The organism is Burkholderia sp. Nafp2/4-1b, assembly GCF_003635165.1.
Classification (GTDB): Bacteria; Pseudomonadota; Gammaproteobacteria; order Burkholderiales; family Burkholderiaceae; genus Burkholderia.
Window position 1 is genome coordinate 1 of sequence record NZ_ML058604.1, and the last position, 19,563, is coordinate 19,563.

Sequence of the window (19,563 nt, forward strand, 5' to 3'; positions counted from 1 at the left end):
AGATTGGTTGCGCTGCGAAGCCAGCGCAACAACCCTCTTTGCCTGATGACCATAGCGAGTCGGTCCCACCCCTTCCCATCCCGAACAGGACCGTGAAACGACTCTACGCCGATGATAGTGCGGATTCCCGTGTGAAAGTAGGTAATCGTCAGGCTCCCTAAGCCAAGAACCCCCGCCCGAAAGGCGGGGGTTTTTGCATTTGGGGCGCCGGAAAGGGGCGACCGCAGTCGCCCTCCATGCCAGAACGAAATCACGCGATTTGATACGATCGAAGTGTCGTCGACGGCGACCAGTGTCGACACTCATGTTCGAACCAGTGCTTGATGGAGCGAGGGGCAGGGAATGAATATCGGCGACGCGTCGCGCGAATCCGGCGTCAGCGCAAAAATGATCCGCTACTACGAACAGGTCGGCCTCCTTGCGCCGAGCAAGCGTAGCGACGCCGGATATCGAATCTACGGTTCGGACGAGGTCCATACCCTCCGCTTCATCCGTCAGGCACGGCGGCTCGGTTTTCTCGTCGAGGATATCCGAAAGCTGCTGATGCTCTGGCAGGACCGCTCCCGCGCCAGCGCCGAAGTGAAGTCGATCGCCCTCGAGCACGTGGCCGAACTCGACAAACGGATCGCGGAATTGAGCGACATGCGCGATACGCTCGCCGATCTGGCCGCGCACTGTCATGGCGACGGTCGGCCCGAATGCCCGATTTTGGCGCGCCTCGCCGATCCCATCGGTGAACCAGATTAGTGCACGTCCTCGAGGCGGAAAGCGACCCTCAATTCAATGTCGTTAATATTCAAAGAGTTGCGGAAGATGCTTCACGATCCATTCCAAATCGGAATGCCTTCCATGCAAGTATTTCACTAGCATCTTGGTGCGGCATCGCTATAATTCGGGATAACCCTATACGGGAAATCCCTGAATCTTGATTCGCCAGGGTTCCCCATCCTTGGAGCACATCATGATCGCCTACATCGTTGAAAAGCTGAGCAACTGGTTCGAATCCGCAGAGCGTGAGCGCCGTGAGGCTTACCTCGCCACGTCGTCGGACATCGTCCAGCTCGAGCGCCGCATCCGTTCGCTCGAAACCAACGGCTACTCGCTGTAATCGGAGTCGCCGTCAGGTGCCACGTGGCACCGAACGAAAAGCAAGCCCCGTATTGACGGGGCTTTGTTTTTTTGTGCGCCGGATCTGGCGCAATCGCAGGCGCGGCGCTATGGTATGGACCTGCTTTTCAACCGGAAAAACACCACCATGCGCTTGCGTCTCGATGTGCGTCACGTTGCCCGCCCGCATCTCATCCTGGCTATGGCAGTGCTCGTTCACGCAGCAGCGGCCGGCGCTGCGACTTCGTCCAGGCCGCTGATTCTCGATACGCAACGCGGGATCCAGGACGGCAAGGGCGGCCTGGTGTTGCAGACGGCTCCGCTATCGTCCGAGCCGATCGTCGAACCCGCGGGCATGCGAACGCCGGCCGGACAGGGACCGAATTCGTCGGTCCCGGTGTTCGTCGCGCCGTATATCAATGTGCCGGGGTGGGGCGGGTCGCAAGGCAACCAGCCGAGACCTGCGCCGAGGCTGCAGCCGTAACGGCAAGCGGCCCGCTCAGTTGCCGCGCTGTTCGATCTGGCAGCGGGCGCCGCTGTCCTGTCCCAGGCGTTCGACGAGATAGGGCAGCGCTTCGTTCATGCTCTGCGCGAGCGTGTACGGCGGATTCAGGATGAACATGCCGCTGCCGTAAAGGCCCAGGCCGTCTGCCGGCGGATTCGATACCGTCAACGTCAGGTGCAGCCAGTTGTTCGGCTGCAGGCGCTTGAGCTGCTCCGGAAACCGCTGCGATTCCACCCGCGCAACCTGCGGATACCAGATCGCGTAACAACCGGTCGCGAAACGCTTCAGGCATTCGGTCACGCAGGTCACCGTGCGTGCGTAGTCCTTCTTGTCCTCATAGGACGGATCGATCAACACGAGCGCGCGTCGCGGCGGCGGCGGCAGCAGCGCCTTGATGCCCTCGAAGCCGTCGCCGGCGAAAATCATCGCGCGTCGCCCCGCATCGCGGAAGTTGTGACGCAGCACGTCGATTTCCGTCGTGTGCATTTCGAACAGGCGCATCCGGTCCTGCTCGCGCATCGATCGCCATGCGAGATACGGCGAGCCCGGGTAGTAGTGCAGTTCGCCGTCATCGTTCAGCGCGCGTACCTCGTCGATGTAATCGCCGAGCGCCTGGGGCAGATTCTTTTCGTTCCACAACGGGCCGATGCCGGTGTCGAATTCCCCGGTCTTGGCGGCATAACCGTCGCGCAGCGAATACACACCGGCACCCGCGTGGGTGTCGATGTACCAGTACGATTTGTCTTTCTTGTTCAGGTAGCGCAGCAGCTGAACGACGACGGCGTGCTTGAGCACATCCGCGTGGTTGCCTGCGTGAAAACCGTGACGATAACTGAGCATGGCTGGCTGCCTGAAACGAAGGGTGAATCGATGAAAACGGACGCTCGCGCGCGGCCGTCGGACCGGGCGCCAATGCGGCCGCGTATTGTACGCGAGTGGGCGCGAGGCGCCTTACTCGTATGCGTCGCCGACGGTTTCCTCGATGCGCTGCTTGACCTCCGGCGTCAGTTTCGCGGCGACCTCGAGCGCGCGCATGTTGTCTTCGATCTGCTCGATCCGCGACGCGCCGGTGATGACCGAACTCACGCGCGGATTGGTGAGTATCCATGCGATCGCAAGCTGCGCGGTATTGCAGCCCAGCTCGGACGCGATCCCGCCGAGCCGTTCGACCACATCGTTGCTGGCCGCGTCCGTCAGCCGGTCGCGGAGCCAGTCGTAGCCCTGCAGTTGCGCACGGCTGCCCGCCGGCACGCCGTTGCGGTATTTGCCGGTCAGGAGCCCCGATGCCAGCGGGCTCCAGGTGGTCAGGCCGAGGCCGTAGTCGTCGTAGAGCCGCGCATACTCGTGCTCGACGCGCATGCGGTGGAACAGGTTGTATTGCGGCTGCTCGACGACCGGCTTGTGCAGATGGTGCCGCTCGGCAATTTCACAAGCGGCGCGGATCTCGTCGGCGCTCCATTCGGACGTGCCCCAGTACAGCGCCTTGCCGCGCACGATCATGTCGCTCATCGCCCAGACGGTTTCCTCGATCGGCGTGTTCGGATCGGGGCGATGGCAGTAGACGAGATCGACATAGTCCAGTTGCAGTCGGCGCAGCGAGCCGTCGATCGCGTTCAACAGGTATTTGCGGTTCAGCGTGTGGTACTGGTTCGGCGCTTCCGCGAGCCCCCAGAAGAACTTCGTGGACACAAGGTAGCTGACACGCGGCCAGCCGAGCGACTTGAGCGCCTGGCCCATGATTTCCTCGGATTTGCCCCCCGCATACACCTCGGCATTGTCGAAGAAATTGACGCCCGCATCGCGCGCCGCCGCGAGGCTCTCGCGGGCGACACGCTGATCGACCTGGTTGCCGTAGGTCACCCACGAGCCGAGCGAAAGCTCGCTGATCTGGAGGCCGGAGCGGCCTAGCCGTCGATAGTGCATGAGAATCTCCCGCGACTCGGAACCGACCTTAAGCTTAGACGTTTTACGCGCGAGCGGCGGGGCCGATCGTGCACAATAGCGGCTGGCCCGCCTGCACGTCCGCGCGACGAAGGCAGATGCAGCGGGGCGCGCTTTTTCGATCCGATAACGGAAGGAGACGGACATGGCAGCAGATCTGAGCGGCAAGACCGCAGTCGTCACGGGCGCCGCAAGCGGCATCGGCAAGGAAATCGCACTGGAGCTCGCGAAGGCGGGCGCGGCGGTCGCGATCGCCGACCTGAACCAGGACGGCGCGAATGCGGTTGCCGACGAGATCAACAAGGCCGGCGGCAAGGCGATCGGCGTCGCGATGGACGTGACCAATGAAGACGCCGTGAACAGCGGCATCGACAAAGTGGCCGAGGCGTTCGGCTCGGTCGACATCCTCGTGTCGAACGCGGGCATCCAGATCGTCAACCCGATCGAGAACTATTCGTTCGCCGACTGGAAGAAGATGCAGGCGATCCACGTCGACGGCGCATTCCTGACGACCAAGGCCGCGCTCAAGCACATGTACAAGGACGATCGCGGCGGCGTCGTGATCTACATGGGTTCGGTGCACTCGCACGAAGCGTCGCCGCTGAAGTCGGCGTACGTGACAGCCAAGCACGGGCTGCTCGGGCTTGCGCGCGTGCTGGCGAAGGAAGGCGCGAAGCACAACGTGCGTTCGCACGTGGTGTGTCCGGGCTTCGTGCGCACGCCGCTGGTCGACAAGCAGATTCCGGAGCAGGCGAAGGAGCTCGGCATCAGCGAAGAGGAAGTGATCAAGAAGGTGATGCTCGGCAACACGGTCGACGGCGTGTTCACGACGGTGCAGGACGTCGCGCAGACGGTGCTGTTCCTGTCGGCGTTCCCGAGCGCCGCGCTCACGGGCCAGTCGTTCGTCGTCAGCCACGGCTGGTTCATGCAGTGACGCAGTGACGGGCGCCGGCACGGGCGGCCGCGACACCGCGCTGCTCGTGCGAAGATTCGCCGCCCAGTCCCGCAGGACGGCATAAAAAAACGCGCTCCTCGGAGCGCGTTTCTTGTTTCGGCAGGGCGGCCGGTGACGGCTGCCGCCCGCTGACGCCGACTTACTTCAGGACCGCTGCGACTGCGTTCGCAACCGCGTCGAGGTTGCGCGTGTTCAGCGCTGCCACGCAGATCCGGCCCGTGCCGACCGCGTAGATGCCGAACTCTTCACGCAGGCGATCGACCTGCGCCGAGGTCAGGCCCGAATACGAGAACATCCCGCGTTGCGCGTTGATGAAGCTGAAGTCGCGATCGACGCCGCTCGCCTTCAGGCGTTCGACGAGGCCATTGCGCATCGCGCGGATGCGGTCGCGCATTTCTCCGAGTTCCTGCACCCACGCAGCGTGCAGTTCCGGCGACGCGAGCACGGCCGCGACGACGGCGCCGCCGTGGGTCGGCGGGTTCGAGTAGTTCGTGCGGATCACGCGCTTCAGTTGCGACAGCACGCGCGTTGCTTCTTCCTTGCTCGACGTGATGATCGACAGCGCGCCGACGCGCTCGCCGTACAGCGAGAACGACTTCGAGAACGACGACGACACGAAGGCGTTCAGATCGGCTGCGGCAAACAGGCGAACCGCAGCGGCATCGGCCTCGACGTTTTCGCCGAAGCCCTGGTATGCGATGTCCAGGAACGGCACGAGGTTGCGCGCCTTGACGACGTCGACGACCTGCTGCCATTGCGCTTCGGTCAGGTCCACGCCGGTCGGGTTGTGGCAGCACGCGTGCAGCACGACGATCGTGCCGGCCGCATAGCCGTTCAGCGCCGACAGCATGCCTTCGAAGTTCACGCCGTTGGTGGCGGCGTCGTAGTACGGGTACGCAACGACTTCGAAGCCGGCTGCTTCGAACAGTGCGCGGTGGTTTTCCCAGCTCGGATCGCTGATCGCAACCTTCACGTTCGGGTTCACGGTGCGCAGGAAATCGGCGCCGATCTTCAGTGCGCCCGTGCCGCCCAGTGCCTGCGCGGTAACCACACGGCCCGCGGCGATCAGCGGCGAATCGTTGCCGAGCAGCAGCTTCTGCACCGCTGCGTCGTACGCGGCGATCCCGTCGATCGGCAGGTAGCCGCGCGGCAGGCCGGCGTCGACACGCGCCTTTTCCGCTTCGCGAACCGCGCGCAGCAGCGGAATCTTGCCTTCTTCGTTCGTGTACACACCGACGCCGAGGTTGACCTTGGTCGGACGCGCATCGGCGTTGAAGGCTTCGTTCAGGCCCAGGATCGGGTCGCGGGGAGCAAGCTGGACAGCGGAGAAGAGCGACATGATGATTCGGCAGTAGTGAAAAGAGGGTCAGGCTTTCAGCCGGCGGGGCGGGCGCAGCGGACCGCGCGCCAACGGCACGGCGCCGGAAAGCGCAGCAGCCTGACATTGTAGCGAATTCACGCTGCCGGAGGCGGCGATTGCGCGGCGAATTGCGATTTCGGACGGTTGCCGCGCATCACGGCACGTCAGGAGCCGTCAGCGGTTCGCAACGCCGCGAAGCGCTAGAATAGTTTTTTTGCCCTCGCTCCGGCCGCACTCCATGTCCGAACATCACGCCGAAGTCGGCGACGCGCTCGACGAATCGAAATTCGTGACCTTCGAAGGGTCGCCGTTCCAGTTGTACCAACCATATCCGCCCGCAGGCGACCAGCCGACCGCGATCGAGACGCTCGTCGAAGGGATCGGCGACGGCCTCGCATTCCAGACGCTGCTCGGCGTGACCGGCTCGGGCAAGACCTTCACGATGGCGAACACGATCGCGCGGCTCGGCCGCCCGGCGATCGTGTTCGCACCGAACAAGACGCTCGCCGCGCAGCTCTACGCGGAATTCCGCGAGTTCTTCCCGCGCAATGCGGTCGAGTACTTCGTCTCGTACTACGACTATTACCAGCCGGAAGCGTACGTGCCGCAGCGCGACCTGTTCATCGAGAAGGACTCATCGATCAACGAGCACATCGAGCAGATGCGCCTGTCGGCGACGAAAAGCCTGATGGAGCGCCGCGACGTGGTGATCGTCGCGACGGTGTCGGCGATCTACGGTATCGGCAACCCGTCCGAATACCACCAGATGATCCTGACGCTGCGCACGGGCGACAAGCTCGGCCAGCGCGACGTGATCGCGCGGCTGATCGCGATGCAGTATTCGCGCAACGAACAGGACTTCCAGCGCGGCACGTTCCGCGTGCGCGGCGACACGATCGACATCTTCCCGGCCGAGCACGCGGAGATGGCCGTGCGCGTCGAGCTGTTCGACGACGAGGTCGAGACGCTGCAATTGTTCGACCCGCTGACCGGGCGGGTGCGGCAGAAGATTCCGCGCTTCACCGTGTATCCGTCGTCGCACTACGTGACGCCGCGCGACACCGTGATGCGGGCGGTCGAGACGATCAAGGACGAATTGCGCGAGCGCCTCGAGTTCTTCCACCGCGACGGCAAGCTCGTCGAGGCGCAGCGCCTCGAACAACGTACGCGTTTCGATCTCGAGATGCTGCAGGAGCTCGGCTTCTGCAAGGGCATCGAGAACTACTCGCGGCACTTCTCGGGCGCGGCGCCCGGCGAGCCGCCGCCGACGCTCGTCGACTACCTGCCGCCCGACGCACTGATGCTGCTCGACGAATCGCACGTGCTGATCGGTCAGTTGAACGGCATGTACAACGGCGACCGCGCGCGCAAGGAAAACCTCGTGAACTACGGATTCCGGCTGCCGTCGGCACTGGACAACCGGCCGCTCAAGTTCCACGAGTTCGAGCGCAAGATGCGCCAGGTGGTGTTCGTGTCGGCGACGCCCGCCGACTACGAGCAGCGCGTGACCGGGCAGATCGCCGAGCAGGTGGTGCGGCCGACCGGGCTCGTCGATCCGGAAATCGAGGTGCGTCCGGCCAGCTCGCAGGTCGACGACGTGCTGACCGAGATCAACGCGCGCGTGAATGCCGGCGAGCGCGTGCTGATCACCGTGCTGACGAAACGGATGGCCGAGCAGCTGACCGAGTTCCTGGCCGACCACGGTGTCAAGGTGCGTTACCTGCACAGCGACATCGATACCGTGGAGCGCGTCGAGATCATCCGTGACCTGCGGCTCGGCACGTTCGACGTGCTGGTCGGGATCAACCTGCTGCGCGAGGGTCTCGACATTCCGGAAGTGTCGCTCGTCGCGATTCTCGATGCGGACAAGGAAGGCTTCCTGCGCGCCGAGCGCTCGCTGATCCAGACGATCGGCCGCGCCGCGCGTAACGTGAACGGCAAGGCGATCCTGTACGCCGACAACATGACGGAGTCGATGAAGCGCGCGATCGGCGAGACCGAGCGGCGCCGCGCGAAGCAGATCGCGCACAACGAGAAGATGGGCATCACGCCGCGCGGCGTCGTGAAGCGCATCAAGGACATCATCGACGGCGTCTACAACGCCGACGACGCGCGCGCCGAGCTGAAGGAGGCGCAGCAACGCGCGAAGTTCGAGGACATGTCGGAAAAGCAGATCGCGAAAGAGATCAAGCGTCTCGAAAAGCAGATGGCCGACTACGCGAAGAACCTCGAGTTCGAAAAGGCCGCGGCCACCCGCGACCAGCTTGCCCTGCTGCGTGAGCGCGTGTTCGGCGCGAACGTGGGCGACCACGTCAGCGGCGGCCGGTAAATCTTTCCAAACGTCACAGAAACCTCCGAGTAACACCGTTGTAAGCCTTGTCGCATCAGGGGTTTACACGGTGTCTCGTTTGTTCCGAAGCCGGTTCGGTGCTAAACTCCGCAAGTATTGAGAATAGTTCGCATTAGCGTTCTTCATTGCGTTAGTGTTTTCGGCGGGCCGTCCCGGAGGGTGGCGCGCAGCGTGTCAGACAAATAACAAGGAGTGTCCATGTTGGGTTCTTCGTTCATCCGCACGTCGGTTGCGGTAGCCGCGGCGCTTGCCGCGATGTCGGCCTCGGCGGCCGAATATCCGATCGGCAAGCAGCAGATCCAGGGCGGCATGGAAATCGGCGCGGTGTACCTGCAGCCGATCACGATGGATCCGGAAGGGATGATGCGCAAGGCGTCGGATTCCGACATCCACCTGGAAGCGGACATCCACGCGGTCAAGAACAACCCGACGGGTTTCGCGGAAGGCGACTGGATGCCGTACCTGCAGGTCACGTACAAGCTGACGAAGCAGGGCGACACGAAGTGGAAGGCGGAAGGCGACCTGATGGGCATGGTCGCGAGCGACGGCCCGCACTACGGCGACAACGTGAAGCTCGCCGGCCCGGGCAAGTACCACCTGACGATGACCGTCAAGCCGCCGATGCAGTCGGGTCACATGGCGTTCGGCCGTCACGTCGACAAGGAAACGGGCGTGGGCGCGTGGTTCAAGCCCATCACCCTCGAATACGACTTCCCGTTCGCCGGCATCGGCAAGAAGGGCGGGTACTGATCGGTGGCATCACGGACGGCGCGCTTCGGTGCGCCGTCGGCGTAGGGATCCCAGAATGAAACTTCCCCAGAAAATCGTCGCCGCAGCCGCCGCGCTGTGGCTCGCCGGCGCGGCGCATGCCGCCGATCTGCCGACGTTCAAGCTCGAGATGACGGACGGCAAGCTGAATCCCGCCCGCATCGAAGTGCCGGCCGGTCAGCGCTTCAAGATCGAGATCAGGAATACCGGCAAGGGTGCCGCGGAATTCGAGAGCGTGCAATTGCGCAAGGAGAAGGTGCTTGCGCCGGGCGCCGATTCGTTCGTGGTTGTCGCCCCGCTGTCGCCGGGCGAATACAAGTTTTTCGACGATTTCCACCAGCAGGCGCAGGGCGTGATCGTCGCGAAGTAACGCGTTTTATCTGCGTGCGGGCACATGAGTACCGTGCCCCGCACGTCAGGAGGATTCAATGGGTCAGATCTTGTTCATCGTCTGGCGGGAGAGCGTCGAAGCGCTGCTCGTCGTCGGCATCCTCTATGCATGGCTGAAGAACGGCGACGACGATGCACGCCGCGGCCTGCCGTTTCTGTGGACGGGCGTTGCAGTCGGCCTGCTGATGGCCGTCGGCCTGGGCGCCGCACTGGTCGGCTTCACCGAAGTGCTGTCCGGCGACGCGCAGGACTATTTCCAGACCGCGATGGTGCTGATCGCGTGCGTGCTGATCGTGCAGATGGTGCTGTGGATGCGCCGCCATGGCCGCACGCTCAAGCGTGACATGGAGCAGTCGCTGCAGCAGAGCACGCGGGATTCGAACTGGTGGGGCGTTGCGGTGCTGGTCGCGCTCGCGATCGCCCGCGAGGGCAGCGAGACGGTGATCTTCCTGTACGGCCTCGGATTCGGCCAGTCGGGGCACGTGGACGGCAGCCAGATGCTCGCGGTCGTGATCGGCCTTGGCCTCGCATTCTTCACGTTCTATCTGCTGCAGCTCGGCGGCAAGTACTTCTCGTGGCGGCATTTCTTCCGCGTGACCGAAATCATGCTGCTGTTTCTCGGCGCGGGCCTGTTCCAGACGGGCGTCGACAAGCTGATCGACAAGGAAATCCTGCCGCTTGGCATCTCGCAGGTGTGGGACACGTCGGCGATCCTCGACGATTCCGGCACGTTCGGTTCGCTCGTCGCGACGCTCACCGGCTATCGCGCGCACCCGGCGCTGACCAACCTGATCGCCTATGCGGTGTACTGGGCGGTCGTCTGGCTGCTGATGAAGCGCGCGAGCCGCCGTCCGGCCGTGCCTGCGGGTCGCGCGGCATGAGTGTTGTCGCCACCGCCAAGCCGGGCTGGCTCGCGCAGGCGGGCCAGTGGATGCAGCGTCACGGCGCGGTGATCCGCGGCATCCAGTGGGTCGTCGTCGCCGTCTATGCGTTCCTGATCATCGTGCCCGCGGTGTTGCCGCTGCCGGACGATTCCGCGCACCTGTGGAACAACCTCACACTGATCGCGCAGTTCGTGTTCTGGGGCATCTGGTGGCCATTCGTGCTGCTGTCGATGGTGATGCTCGGGCGCGTCTGGTGCGGCGTGCTGTGTCCGGAAGGCGCGCTGACCGAATACGCGAGCAAGTTCGGGCGCGGCCGCGCAATTCCGCGCTGGATGCGGTGGGGCGGTTGGCCGTTCGTCGCGTTCGGGCTCACGACGATCTACGGGCAGATGGTCAGCGTGTACCAGTATCCGCTCGCGGTGCTGTTCGTGCTCGGCGGCTCGACCGTCGGCGCGATCGTGATCGGCCTGCTGTACGGTCGCGAGAAGCGCGTGTGGTGCAAGTACCTGTGCCCGGTCAACGGCGTGTTCGGATTGCTGTCGCGACTCGCGCCGATGCGCTACAAGGTCGACGAGGATGCGTGGCGCCGTTCGTACAAGAACGGCGAGCACGGGCATCGCGTGATCCCGATCAATTGCGCGCCGCTCGTGCCGTTGCGCAACATGAAGGGCGCCGCCGCATGCCACATGTGCGGCCGCTGCAGCGGGCACCGCGACGCGATCGCGCTGTCGTGGCGCTCGCCGTCCGATGAGGTCGTGAACCTCGGCGAGCAGCAGGCGAATCCGTGGGATACCGCGCTGATCCTGTACGGCCTGCTCGGCGTCGCGATCGGTGCGTTCCACTGGACGGTCAGCCCGTGGTTCGTGCAGATCAAGCAATGGCTCGCGGGCTGGCTGATCGATCACGACATCACGTGGCCGCTCGAGACCAATGCGCCGTGGTTCCTGCTCACGCACTATCCGGATCGCAACGACGTGTTCTCGTGGCTCGACGGCGGGCTGATCGTCAGCTACATCGTCGGCACGGGGCTCGTGTACGGCACCGCGCTGCTCGTGCTGCTGGCCGGCGCGACGCTGATGCTCGGCCGCTTCGATCGCGTGCGTCTCCACCATCTCGCGCAGGCGTTGATTCCGATCGCGGGGGCAGGCGTGTTCCTCGGATTGTCGGCAACGACGCTGTCGCTGCTCCGGGCCGAGCACGTACCGCTTGGCTGGGCGACCGACGTGCGCATCGCGATTCTCGTCTGCGCGAACGCATGGAGCGCGTGGCTCGCCTGGAATGTCACGGGCCGTTATGCGGGATGGCCGCGCCGGCTGGCCGCATTCGCGTGGTTCGCGGCCGGCCTGGCCGTCATCGACAGCGCATGGTGGTTGATGTTCTGGGGGTTCTGAGGCCGGATTGACGGCTTTGTGGCCGCGCTCCGGAGCCGCAGGCAACGGTGTTTCGCTGTCGGGCTGCGGCGCATGCCGAAGCCGCCGGGCCGACCGTCACGATGGCCGTCCCTTTGCACGGATACGGGTGACCAAACAAAAAAGCGACACGTCGAAAGACGTGTCGCTTTTTTTCTTCCATCTGCGAGAACCAAAAAAGTGGCTTGGCTTGCTGCAACGGCTGCTTGAGTGTGTTTGCACGAAGGGGTCTAGATCTCGCGTGCAAGCCGTTACGCTGGCTACTGCCCAACACCTCTCAGGGAGGTGGTCCCCACAATACTCGGTCGTTACTTCGTCAGGATCAGTTTGCCGAGCCGGGTGGCACGCAACTGATATGTCTCTCCGTTATGCGCGATGCTGATGTGGCTGTGACCTTGCAGCAGCGCATCGCTGCTGAGGGTCCGCGTGCCGGCATCGCGGCTTCCGGCGGGTTTCGCCGGCGTCGTGACCGCTGCCGTCTTCTGACGGTTTGCACTTGCGGTGCCGGTCGGGCGGCGCAAGCTCAGCGTGGTCGGGCGCGTGGTGTCGGTCATTCGGTTGATCGGTGACTGTCGATACGATGGAATGAATTCTAAATGATAACTATTCCCATTTACAAAAAATCTTTATCGATCGATGCAGAAAATCCGATAGGTTGAATTAAAGAGGCGGCCCGTAGGCCGCCGTCGACTTCAGTGGAGCGGATCGGGGTCCTTGCGCCCCTGCGCGTATTCGCGGATCAGGCGCACCGTGTCGATGTCCGACGTGCGATACGCCTCCTTCACGATGCCGTGCGTCTGACGCGCTTCCTCGCTGTCGTCCGTGACGGTCAGTGTCGTGCGGTATTCGAAGCGCAGGAACAGCTCGTGATCGTCGCGCTCTTCGATCGTCATCGTCAGCGAGCCGCCGATTTCGCCGCCGGCCGCATGGATGTCGTAGCGCACTTGCTGGTTGGGCGTGAACGTCACGCGGTCGCGCACGGTCGCATGCCCGTAGTGCAGTTCGCGTTCGAGCGTCGTGTCCGTCCGTTCGTGGACGACGCAACTGTCGAGGCCGATCACGAACAGCTGCGGCTGTTCGGCGCGCAGCACGAGCCCCTCCCAGAGCTGTTCGCGGGTCAGGGACGGCACGGCCGGATCGTCGGAGTTGATCTGGATCAGATGTTCGAAGTTCAAGGGGACGGGTTCCTTCTGGTGGCGTGCAGCCACGTGGTTCAAGAAGTCATTGTGACGCAAAACGAGCCGTTTCGCGGCCCCCCGCGGCCGCGATCCGACATCACGCTTCGATGCAACCCATGCGGCCCGACTGGTAATCGACGACGGCCTGCCGGATCTCTTCCTCGGTATTCATCACGAACGGGCCATAACGGACGATCGGCTCGTTGAGCGGCACGCCGCCGATCAGCAACAGGTCGAGCGGCGTGTCGCCAGCCTCGAATGTCACCGCGTCGCCGTCGTCACCGTAGACGATCATGTGCCGTGCCTCGACGAGCTGCCTGTCAGGCCCGTAGCGACCCGCGCCGTCGATCGGATAGGCGAATACGCGATACCCCGCCGGCACCGGCTGCGTGACCGCTGCGCCCCGTTGCAGCGTGAAATGCTGGTACAGGATCGGCGTGCGCGTCTCGATCGCCGCGCGAACGCCGAACGCTTCGCCGGCGATCACGCGAACCTGCGCGCGGCCGTCCGGCGACGTGGCGCTCGGGATGCGATCGGCCGAAATCTCCTGGTAGCGCGGTGCGATCAGCTTGTCGCGGCGCGGCAGGTTGACCCACAGCTGGAAGCCGTGCGAGCGTCCGCCGGCCTGCTCGAATTCGGGATCCGGCATTTCGCTGTGCACGACGCCGGCGCCAGCCGTCATCCATTGCACGTCGCCGGGCCCGAGCGTGCCGGCATGGCCGGCCGAATCGCGATGGCGAAAGCGCCCGCCGAGCACGTAGGTGACGGTCTCGAAGCCGCGGTGCGGATGGTCGGGCGCGCCCTTGGCTTCGCCCGGGGCATAGTCGACTGGGCCCATTTCATCGAGCAGCAGGAACGGATCGAAATCCATCAGCAGCCGGGTCGGGAACGGGCGGTGAACCACGAAGCCGCCGCCTTCGGTCGTGCGAAGCGCGGGGTACGTGCGGTCAAGCGAGCGAGCGGTGGTCGTCATGCAGTAGCCCTCGAAATCATCGGAATAGCGTTATTTTTGAAACATAGCGCTATTATATTGGGCGTTTTACCGGCCGATTTGCGGCGGTTCGCAATGGATTGTTCTGAAATTGGAACGATGACATGAACATCGATGCACACAACCTGAACGACCTCATGTACTTTTCGCAGGTCGTCCAGCATGGCGGATTCTCGGCGGCGGAGCGCGTGCTGGGTATCTCGAAATCGCGCCTGTCGCGGCGCCTGACCGAACTCGAGGCGGCGCTCGGCGTGCGACTGCTGCAGCGGTCCACGCGCAAGCTGGCGCTGACCGAGGCGGGGGAGCTGTTCTACCAGCACTGCCAGGCGATGCTCGCCGAAGCGCAGGCCGCGATGAATGCCGTGCAGCAGCTGCGCGCGTCGCCGCGCGGCTCGGTGCGCGTCAGTGTGCCGGTTACGCTGTCGCAGACGATGCTGTCGCGCCTCCTCCCCGAATTCCTGCACCGCTATCCCGAGGTGAAGGTGCACATCCGTGTGACGAATCGCGTGATCGACCTCTTCGAGGATTCGGTCGACGTCGCGTTGCGCGTGCGCTCCGAGCCGCCGCAGAACGCGAACATCGTCGTGCGGCCGCTGTGGCGGACCGAGCAGATGCTGGTGGGTGCGCCGAGCCTGCTGAACCAGAATGCGCCGCCGCTCGTGCCGGACGATCTGGCGCACTTCGAGACGCTCGATACGCCCAGCGTCGACGGTCGGCACGTATTCAGCCTGATCGCGCCTGACGGCACGCGTCACTTGCACGAGCACGATCCGCGGCTCGTGACGGCCGACTTGATGACGATCCGCGAGGCCGTGCTCGATGGCCTGGGCATCGCGGCGCTGCCGGAGATGATGTACGGCAACGCATTGCGCGCGGGGCAGTTGTCGCCGGTGATGCCGGGCTGGACACTGCCGGTGCCGCAGCTCTATGCGGTCTTCGTGTCGCGACAGGGGATGCCGCCGGCGGTCCGGGCATTCGTCGACTATCTGGTCGAGAAGCTTGACCACGGCGATTACAAGGAGCCGGGCTGCCCCGAGCGTGAGAAAAAGGACGCGGCAGCGGCGGCCGATGCTTCGGCCACCTGAATGCAAGATGCGCATCGTGGCAAATTTGTTTTGTCATTGAAGCGCCGCCTGCAATCGCAAGTTTCAATCGCCGGGGCCTTGAATGCGTTCGCGCGCGGGCCTATATTGAAATCCCATTTCGCGAAGGAAGTTCTGAGCGGGATCAGGTGGCCGCATATATTGCGAGCCAGATAGGGCAGAACGCGCAGTCCGTGCAGACCACGGTAGCCGCATTTGCGTTGCTCGAGGCGCAACCGATACCGCCGAAGAGCCCGCCGCCCGAAGGCGCCCGCGTGCGCATGAAAAAAGGCCTTCATCTGGCGATGAAGGCCTTTTACTTTGGGGGCGCCCGGCTAGGGGCGCCCGGCCAGGGGTGTCCGGCGAGAGGCGCCCGGCGAGAGGCGCCCGGCGAGGTGTGGCCGGAGAGGCACGGCGGTACCGATGCGGCCCACTCGGTGCAGCCAGCCAAGCCCAGCCAGCCAAGCGCGGCCCGCTGAGCAGCAAGCGGCTGTCGCCCCAAACGCGCGCGCGTTACTTCGCCTTTGCGGTCGGCTCCGTCACGAAGCCGAGCTTCGTCAGCCCGCCGGCCTGCGCATCGGACATCACTTCGGCTACCCGTTCGTAGGCCACCTTGCGGTCGGCGCGCAGGTGCAACTCGGGTTGCGGCTGACGCTGTGCCGCTTCCGCAATGTGCGCCTGCAGTTGCTCGCGCGTGACCGTCTGGTCGTTCCACAGGATCGTGCCGTTGCCCTGGATCGCGACGTCGACCGTCTGCGGCTTCTCGTCGACGGGCTGGCTGCTTGCGTGCGGCAGGTCGATCTTCACCGCGTGCTGCATGGCCGGGATCGTCACGAGGAAAATGATCAGGAGTACGAGCATGACGTCGACGAGCGGCGTCATGTTGATCTCGCTCATCACGCCATCGTCGTCGTCATCGCTGAAGCCGGTGTTCATTGCCATGGTTCACCTCGTCTCAGCTGGCACGCGAGGCAAGCCGCAGGCCGTCGCGCGGCGACGACGATGCGAGGCGCGCGCCCGTCACGAAGTAGGCGTGCAGACCGTGTGCGAAGCGGCGCAGCTTGCTGACGACACCCTTGTTCGCGCGAGTCAGCGCGTTGTAGCCGAGCACCGCGGGAATCGCGACGAACAGGCCGAAGGCGGTCATGATCAGCGATTCGCCGACCGGCCCCGCGACCTGGTCGATCGACGTCTGGCCGGTCGCGCCGATCGCGAGCAGCGCGTGATAGATGCCCCACACCGTGCCGAACAGGCCGACGAACGGCGCGGTGCTGCCGATCGACGCGAGAATCGCGAGGCCGGCCTGCATGCGCGAAATGCCTTCGTCCATCGTGTCCTTCAGGCAGCGCGTGACCCAGTCGGACACGTCCATGCGATCGTGCAGGTGCGGTTGCGTCTGATGGTGGTGATCGGCGGCTTCCTTGCCCGACAGCGCGAGCGCGAGGAACGGGTTGTCGCTCGGCGTGGACGCCGCGAGGCCCAGCTTCTTGATGCCGTCGTCGAAATCGTCCGAATGCCAGAACGCCTGTTCGGCATTCTTCGTGAGGCGGTTCAGGCGAACCACGTTCCAGCCCTTGACGATGATCACGATCCACGACAGGACCGACATCACGAGCAGCGTGATCGCGATGGCGCGCGTGACGAAATCACCTTGCGCCCAGACGTGCGCGATACCGTAGCTTTGCATTTTTGTTTCCTTTGAATCTTCCGGATGAGGCAAGTTAGTCGGTGAGCCCGAAGTTGTAGGGCTGCGTGCGTGCGGCGCGGATCGCCTGGCCGTTCTCGATGTACGGACGGCAGGTGCTCGCGCGCATCGCGTCGCGTGCGGCATCGTCGAGGCGCGGATAACCGCTGCTCTTCTCCAACTCGACGCTTTCGATCTTGCCCGTCACGCCGACGACGAAGTGAACATAGGCCGTGCCCGATTCGCCGCGGCGACGCGACATCGACGGGTAGTCGGGCTTCACGAAGTTGCATTGGAGCGTCGGCACGTTCTTCGGCGCGCTGACCTGCATCGTTTCACGCGCCGGGCCGGGGGTGGCGGCCGGTGCGGCAGCCGCCGGCGCGGCGGGAGCGGGTGACGGGTCGGCGGCCGGCGCGGGTGTGGGCGACGGCGCAGGCGACGGTGCCACCGGCTGCGGCGTGGGCTTCGCGGCCTTCTGCACCGGCTTCGGCTCGACCTTCGGCTTGACGTGCGGGGTAGGCTTGGGCGGCGCGGGCTGCGGGATCGATTCGGCCGCGACTTGCTGCGCGATCGGCGCAGGCGTGATGAGTTGCGCGGTGATCGATTGCACCTCGACCGCTTTCGGCGGCGGCGCGTTGCGATGGAGCCACGCGGCCGCCAGCATGATCGCGTGTGCGGCAAGCACACCGACCGCGACGGCGATGACCCGGGGATTCATACGTGGAGCAGCCGGCAAGATACCGGCGGGAGCGGATTGCGAAGCCTGCATGTTAGCTTGAAAGAACGACGTCGCACCCGGGGCGCGGCGGGTGAATCGGTATCACTTGCGGAAGATCAGCAGCGAGATGCACACGGTGGTCACAAATCCGATCAGCAATTCCATGACAGGCTCCTTGGCAGGTAAGCCGCTGGCTCGCGCGGAAGGTGGCTTGCTGACGGTCAGACATCAAAAATGCGGCCGCGGCCGCATGCGCACGCCGGGTGCCGTTCAGGCGGCCTTGCGGTCGTAGAAGGTAACCGGGATCGGGTGAGCGTGGTGCTCGACACCGCACCGGCTCGCACAGACGCCTTGCTCGGCCATGAGGTCGCGCACGGACTCCTCGCACTTGCCGCAGCACGTGGCGACGCCGAGCTCGAACTGGAGTTCATCGAAAGAGTTCACGCCCTCGGCGAGGGACGCGCGAATCTTGCGATCGGAAACTGACTTGCACACGCAGACGATCATGATGAGTTGCGATAGCTAACGTTAATGCGAATTATTATCATTAAATTTGCGGGTGTTGACAAGTGCGGGTGCGGCTTTTTTTAAGGTCATCGGACCCTTGAAGCGGGAAGGGGCGGGGGGAGCGCGCGTGGCGGCGGTGTGCCGGCCTGCGTCAGGTGGTCGCGCAAGCGCGCGCGTTGGGCGAGGAAATGGTGACGGATTCGACCGGTGCGTCGAGGCCGAGCAGCGTCGACGCGAGGGCGCGCAGTTGCAGGCCGTCACTCGTCGAGCAGAAGCGCGGCGGCGCGGCACGCGTGCCGGCCGGCGCGCGCAGGCCGCGTTCGTCGAGCACGCGCGCCAACTGCCGGGCGATGGCATCGCTCGTGTCGACGATCGTCAGGCGGTCGCCGACAAGGTCACGAATCGTTTCTGTGAAGAACGGGTAGTGCGTGCAGCCGAGCACCAGCGTATCGGCGCCGTCGTCGAGCATCGGCTGCAGGTAACGCTCGAGCAGCGCGCGCAACGCGGGCGAATTGGTGTCGCCGCGTTCGATCGCTTCGACGAGCCCGTGGCCGGGCTGGCAGATGAAGCGGCGGTCCGCGCCATAGCGGTCGAGCAGGGCCTGGAAGCGCGGGCTGTTCAGTGTCGATTGCGTGGCGAGCACGCCCGCGACGCCGGTCGACGACAGCGCGGCGGCCGGCTTGATGCCCGGCTCGACGCCGACGAGCGGAATCGAAAGGCGTTCGCGAATGGCCGCGATCGCCCGCGCCGTGGCGGTGTTGCATGCGATGACGAGCGCTTTCGCTCCTTCGCGGGCGAGCCACTCGCCGATCGCCAGCGTGCGTTCCGTAATGAACGCCTCGTCGCGCGGACCGTACGGCGCATGCTGCGAATCGGCGACGTAGATGAACGACTCACCGGGCAGGTGCGCGCGCACGGCGCGCAGCACCGACAGGCCGCCGAGCCCCGAATCGAAGATACCGACGGGGGCGGTGGGGTGGACTCCGGAAGCGGCGGGCGAGTTCATCATCGTCATGCGGACGGCGCGGCGGCGAGCGTGGCGGTTGCGCGGGTTCTGGCGGTTATTGCGGTTATCGCGGTTCTTGCGGTCGTTGCGATTACTCGGGCGAACCCATCATCGTCTGCTGGTAGTTCTGCAGGCCGACCTTACCGATCAGGTCGATCTGCGTTTCCAGCCAGTCGATGTGCTCTTCGGTGTCGTCGAGGATCTTTTCGAAGATCTCGCGCGACACGTAGTCACGCACCGATTCGCAGTAGGCGATCGCTTCCTTGCAGGTGGACTGCGAGATCTGTTCGAGCTTCAGGTCGCACTTCAAGATCTCTTCGGTTTCCTCGCCGACGAGCAGCTTGTGCAGGTCCTGCAGGTTCGGCAGGCCGTCGAGCATGAACACGCGCTCGATGAGCCAGTCCGCATGCTTCATTTCGCCGATCGATTCGTCGTATTCATGCTTGCCGAGCTTGTCGAGGCCCCAGTGCTTGTACATGCGCGCATGCAGGAAGTACTGGTTGATCGCCGTGAGTTCGTTCTTCAGTTGGGCGTTCAGGAATTCGATGACTTTCTTGTCGCCTTGCATGGCTGTTCCTTGTTCAATGGGCCTTCAGAAACCGAACGATAATCGCTCGAACGAGAAAAGCCAAGCCTCGAAGCCTTGTCGGGCCTGCCTTTTGCGTGTAATGAGAAGCAGCCTTGCAGAACCGGCCGCGCTCAATAACGAGAATGAGAAGTAAAAAGGC

Annotated in this window: 22 protein-coding genes and 1 rRNA gene; 11 read left to right on the forward strand and 12 right to left on the reverse strand. The window is 64.3% G+C overall.

Translation table 11 applies throughout. The features are described from left to right. Positions 1-41 precede the first annotated feature (41 nt). The 4 genes from rrf (at position 42) to C7H84_RS12990 (ending at position 1,591) form a co-directional block, all read left to right on the forward strand. A 5S ribosomal RNA gene (gene rrf, locus C7H84_RS12975) occupies positions 42-154 on the forward strand. A gap of 188 nt (positions 155-342) precedes the next feature. Next, positions 343-747 (forward strand): Cu(I)-responsive transcriptional regulator, encoded by a 405-nt coding sequence (cueR, locus tag C7H84_RS12980; protein ID WP_121859172.1) that lies wholly within the window; start codon positions 343-345, stop codon positions 745-747. 214 nt (positions 748-961) lie between these two features. Next, a complete protein-coding gene (locus tag C7H84_RS12985; RefSeq protein ID WP_080970925.1) occupies positions 962-1,108 on the forward strand; it encodes a DUF3563 family protein in 147 nt (48 codons plus the stop codon). 114 nt (positions 1,109-1,222) lie between these two features. Further along, positions 1,223-1,591, forward strand: coding sequence for a hypothetical protein (locus C7H84_RS12990; protein ID WP_121859173.1), 369 nt, complete (start codon positions 1,223-1,225; stop codon positions 1,589-1,591). Between the two features lie 15 nt (positions 1,592-1,606). Here the strand turns inward: C7H84_RS12990 and rlmJ are convergent, their stop codons facing one another. Together rlmJ and C7H84_RS13000 are read right to left on the reverse strand one after the other, a co-directional pair. Then, positions 1,607-2,452: a 23S rRNA (adenine(2030)-N(6))-methyltransferase RlmJ gene (gene rlmJ / locus C7H84_RS12995; RefSeq protein ID WP_121859174.1), complete on the reverse strand. Its 846-nt coding sequence runs from the start codon at positions 2,450-2,452 to the stop codon at positions 1,607-1,609. Between the two features lie 111 nt (positions 2,453-2,563). Beyond that, entirely contained in the window at positions 2,564-3,535 is a 972-nt protein-coding gene (locus C7H84_RS13000; protein ID WP_121859175.1) for an aldo/keto reductase, read from the reverse strand. A gap of 163 nt (positions 3,536-3,698) precedes the next feature. On the opposite strand from C7H84_RS13000, the gene C7H84_RS13005 reads away from it, so the two are divergent. Then, complete coding sequence (locus tag C7H84_RS13005) at positions 3,699-4,487, forward strand: 3-hydroxybutyrate dehydrogenase (RefSeq protein WP_121859176.1); 789 nt, start codon at positions 3,699-3,701, stop codon at positions 4,485-4,487. A 160-nt stretch (positions 4,488-4,647) separates the two neighbouring features. On the opposite strand, the gene C7H84_RS13010 is transcribed toward C7H84_RS13005, so the two are convergent. Continuing rightward, positions 4,648-5,847 carry an amino acid aminotransferase gene (locus tag C7H84_RS13010; RefSeq protein ID WP_121859177.1) on the reverse strand — a complete coding sequence of 400 codons (1,200 nt, stop codon included), beginning with the start codon at positions 5,845-5,847 and terminating at the stop codon, positions 4,648-4,650. Between the two features lie 259 nt (positions 5,848-6,106). Here C7H84_RS13010 and uvrB point away from each other — a divergent pair, with 259 nt between their 5' ends. The 5 genes from uvrB to C7H84_RS13040 all read left to right on the forward strand — a co-directional run bounded on the left by uvrB (position 6,107) and on the right by C7H84_RS13040 (position 11,651). After that, positions 6,107-8,197 (forward strand): excinuclease ABC subunit UvrB, encoded by a 2,091-nt coding sequence (gene uvrB / locus C7H84_RS13020; RefSeq protein WP_121859178.1) that lies wholly within the window; start codon positions 6,107-6,109, stop codon positions 8,195-8,197. Positions 8,198-8,416: 219 nt separating this feature from the next. After that, the gene (locus C7H84_RS13025; protein ID WP_057929472.1) at positions 8,417-8,968 is read left to right on the forward strand and encodes an iron transporter; all 552 of its coding nucleotides are present in this window, start codon (positions 8,417-8,419) and stop codon (positions 8,966-8,968) included. Positions 8,969-9,023: 55 nt separating this feature from the next. Next, on the forward strand, positions 9,024-9,356 hold the full coding sequence (locus C7H84_RS13030; protein ID WP_121859179.1) for a cupredoxin domain-containing protein: 333 nt from the start codon (positions 9,024-9,026) through the stop codon (positions 9,354-9,356). 58 nt (positions 9,357-9,414) lie between these two features. After that, positions 9,415-10,257 carry an FTR1 family protein gene (locus tag C7H84_RS13035; RefSeq protein ID WP_121859180.1) on the forward strand — a complete coding sequence of 281 codons (843 nt, stop codon included), beginning with the start codon at positions 9,415-9,417 and terminating at the stop codon, positions 10,255-10,257. Continuing rightward, the gene (locus C7H84_RS13040; RefSeq protein ID WP_121859181.1) at positions 10,254-11,651 is read left to right on the forward strand and encodes a 4Fe-4S binding protein; all 1,398 of its coding nucleotides are present in this window, start codon (positions 10,254-10,256) and stop codon (positions 11,649-11,651) included. The genes C7H84_RS13035 and C7H84_RS13040 overlap by 4 nt, the downstream gene beginning before the upstream one ends. Positions 11,652-11,977: 326 nt before the next feature. Here the strand turns inward: C7H84_RS13040 and C7H84_RS13050 are convergent, their stop codons facing one another. From C7H84_RS13050 to C7H84_RS13060, 3 genes are all read right to left on the reverse strand, one after another. Continuing rightward, positions 11,978-12,223 (reverse strand): hemin uptake protein HemP, encoded by a 246-nt coding sequence (locus C7H84_RS13050; RefSeq protein ID WP_121859183.1) that lies wholly within the window; start codon positions 12,221-12,223, stop codon positions 11,978-11,980. Between the two features lie 138 nt (positions 12,224-12,361). Beyond that, positions 12,362-12,844 (reverse strand): SRPBCC family protein, encoded by a 483-nt coding sequence (locus C7H84_RS13055; RefSeq protein WP_121859184.1) that lies wholly within the window; start codon positions 12,842-12,844, stop codon positions 12,362-12,364. 100 nt (positions 12,845-12,944) lie between these two features. Then, a complete protein-coding gene (locus C7H84_RS13060) occupies positions 12,945-13,820 on the reverse strand; it encodes a pirin family protein (protein ID WP_121859185.1) in 876 nt (291 codons plus the stop codon). Positions 13,821-13,942: 122 nt separating this feature from the next. Here C7H84_RS13060 and C7H84_RS13065 point away from each other — a divergent pair, with 122 nt between their 5' ends. Beyond that, positions 13,943-14,923 (forward strand): LysR family transcriptional regulator, encoded by a 981-nt coding sequence (locus tag C7H84_RS13065; protein WP_121859186.1) that lies wholly within the window; start codon positions 13,943-13,945, stop codon positions 14,921-14,923. Positions 14,924-15,433: 510 nt separating this feature from the next. Here the strand turns inward: C7H84_RS13065 and C7H84_RS13070 are convergent. The 6 genes from C7H84_RS13070 to bfr all read right to left on the reverse strand — a co-directional run bounded on the left by C7H84_RS13070 (position 15,434) and on the right by bfr (position 19,403). Continuing rightward, a complete protein-coding gene (locus tag C7H84_RS13070) occupies positions 15,434-15,862 on the reverse strand; it encodes a biopolymer transporter ExbD (protein ID WP_121859187.1) in 429 nt (142 codons plus the stop codon). Between the two features lie 13 nt (positions 15,863-15,875). Next, entirely contained in the window at positions 15,876-16,607 is a 732-nt protein-coding gene (locus tag C7H84_RS13075) for a MotA/TolQ/ExbB proton channel family protein (RefSeq protein ID WP_044848999.1), read from the reverse strand. Between the two features lie 34 nt (positions 16,608-16,641). Then, positions 16,642-17,373, reverse strand: coding sequence for an energy transducer TonB (locus C7H84_RS13080; RefSeq protein WP_121859188.1), 732 nt, complete (start codon positions 17,371-17,373; stop codon positions 16,642-16,644). A 219-nt stretch (positions 17,374-17,592) separates the two neighbouring features. Continuing rightward, positions 17,593-17,829: a (2Fe-2S)-binding protein gene (locus C7H84_RS13085; protein WP_006482749.1), complete on the reverse strand. Its 237-nt coding sequence runs from the start codon at positions 17,827-17,829 to the stop codon at positions 17,593-17,595. A gap of 151 nt (positions 17,830-17,980) precedes the next feature. Further along, entirely contained in the window at positions 17,981-18,844 is an 864-nt protein-coding gene (gene murI, locus C7H84_RS13090; RefSeq protein ID WP_121859189.1) for a glutamate racemase, read from the reverse strand. An 82-nt stretch (positions 18,845-18,926) separates the two neighbouring features. Beyond that, positions 18,927-19,403 carry a bacterioferritin gene (gene bfr / locus C7H84_RS13095; RefSeq protein WP_121859190.1) on the reverse strand — a complete coding sequence of 159 codons (477 nt, stop codon included), beginning with the start codon at positions 19,401-19,403 and terminating at the stop codon, positions 18,927-18,929. Between the last annotated feature and the right edge of the window lie 160 nt (positions 19,404-19,563).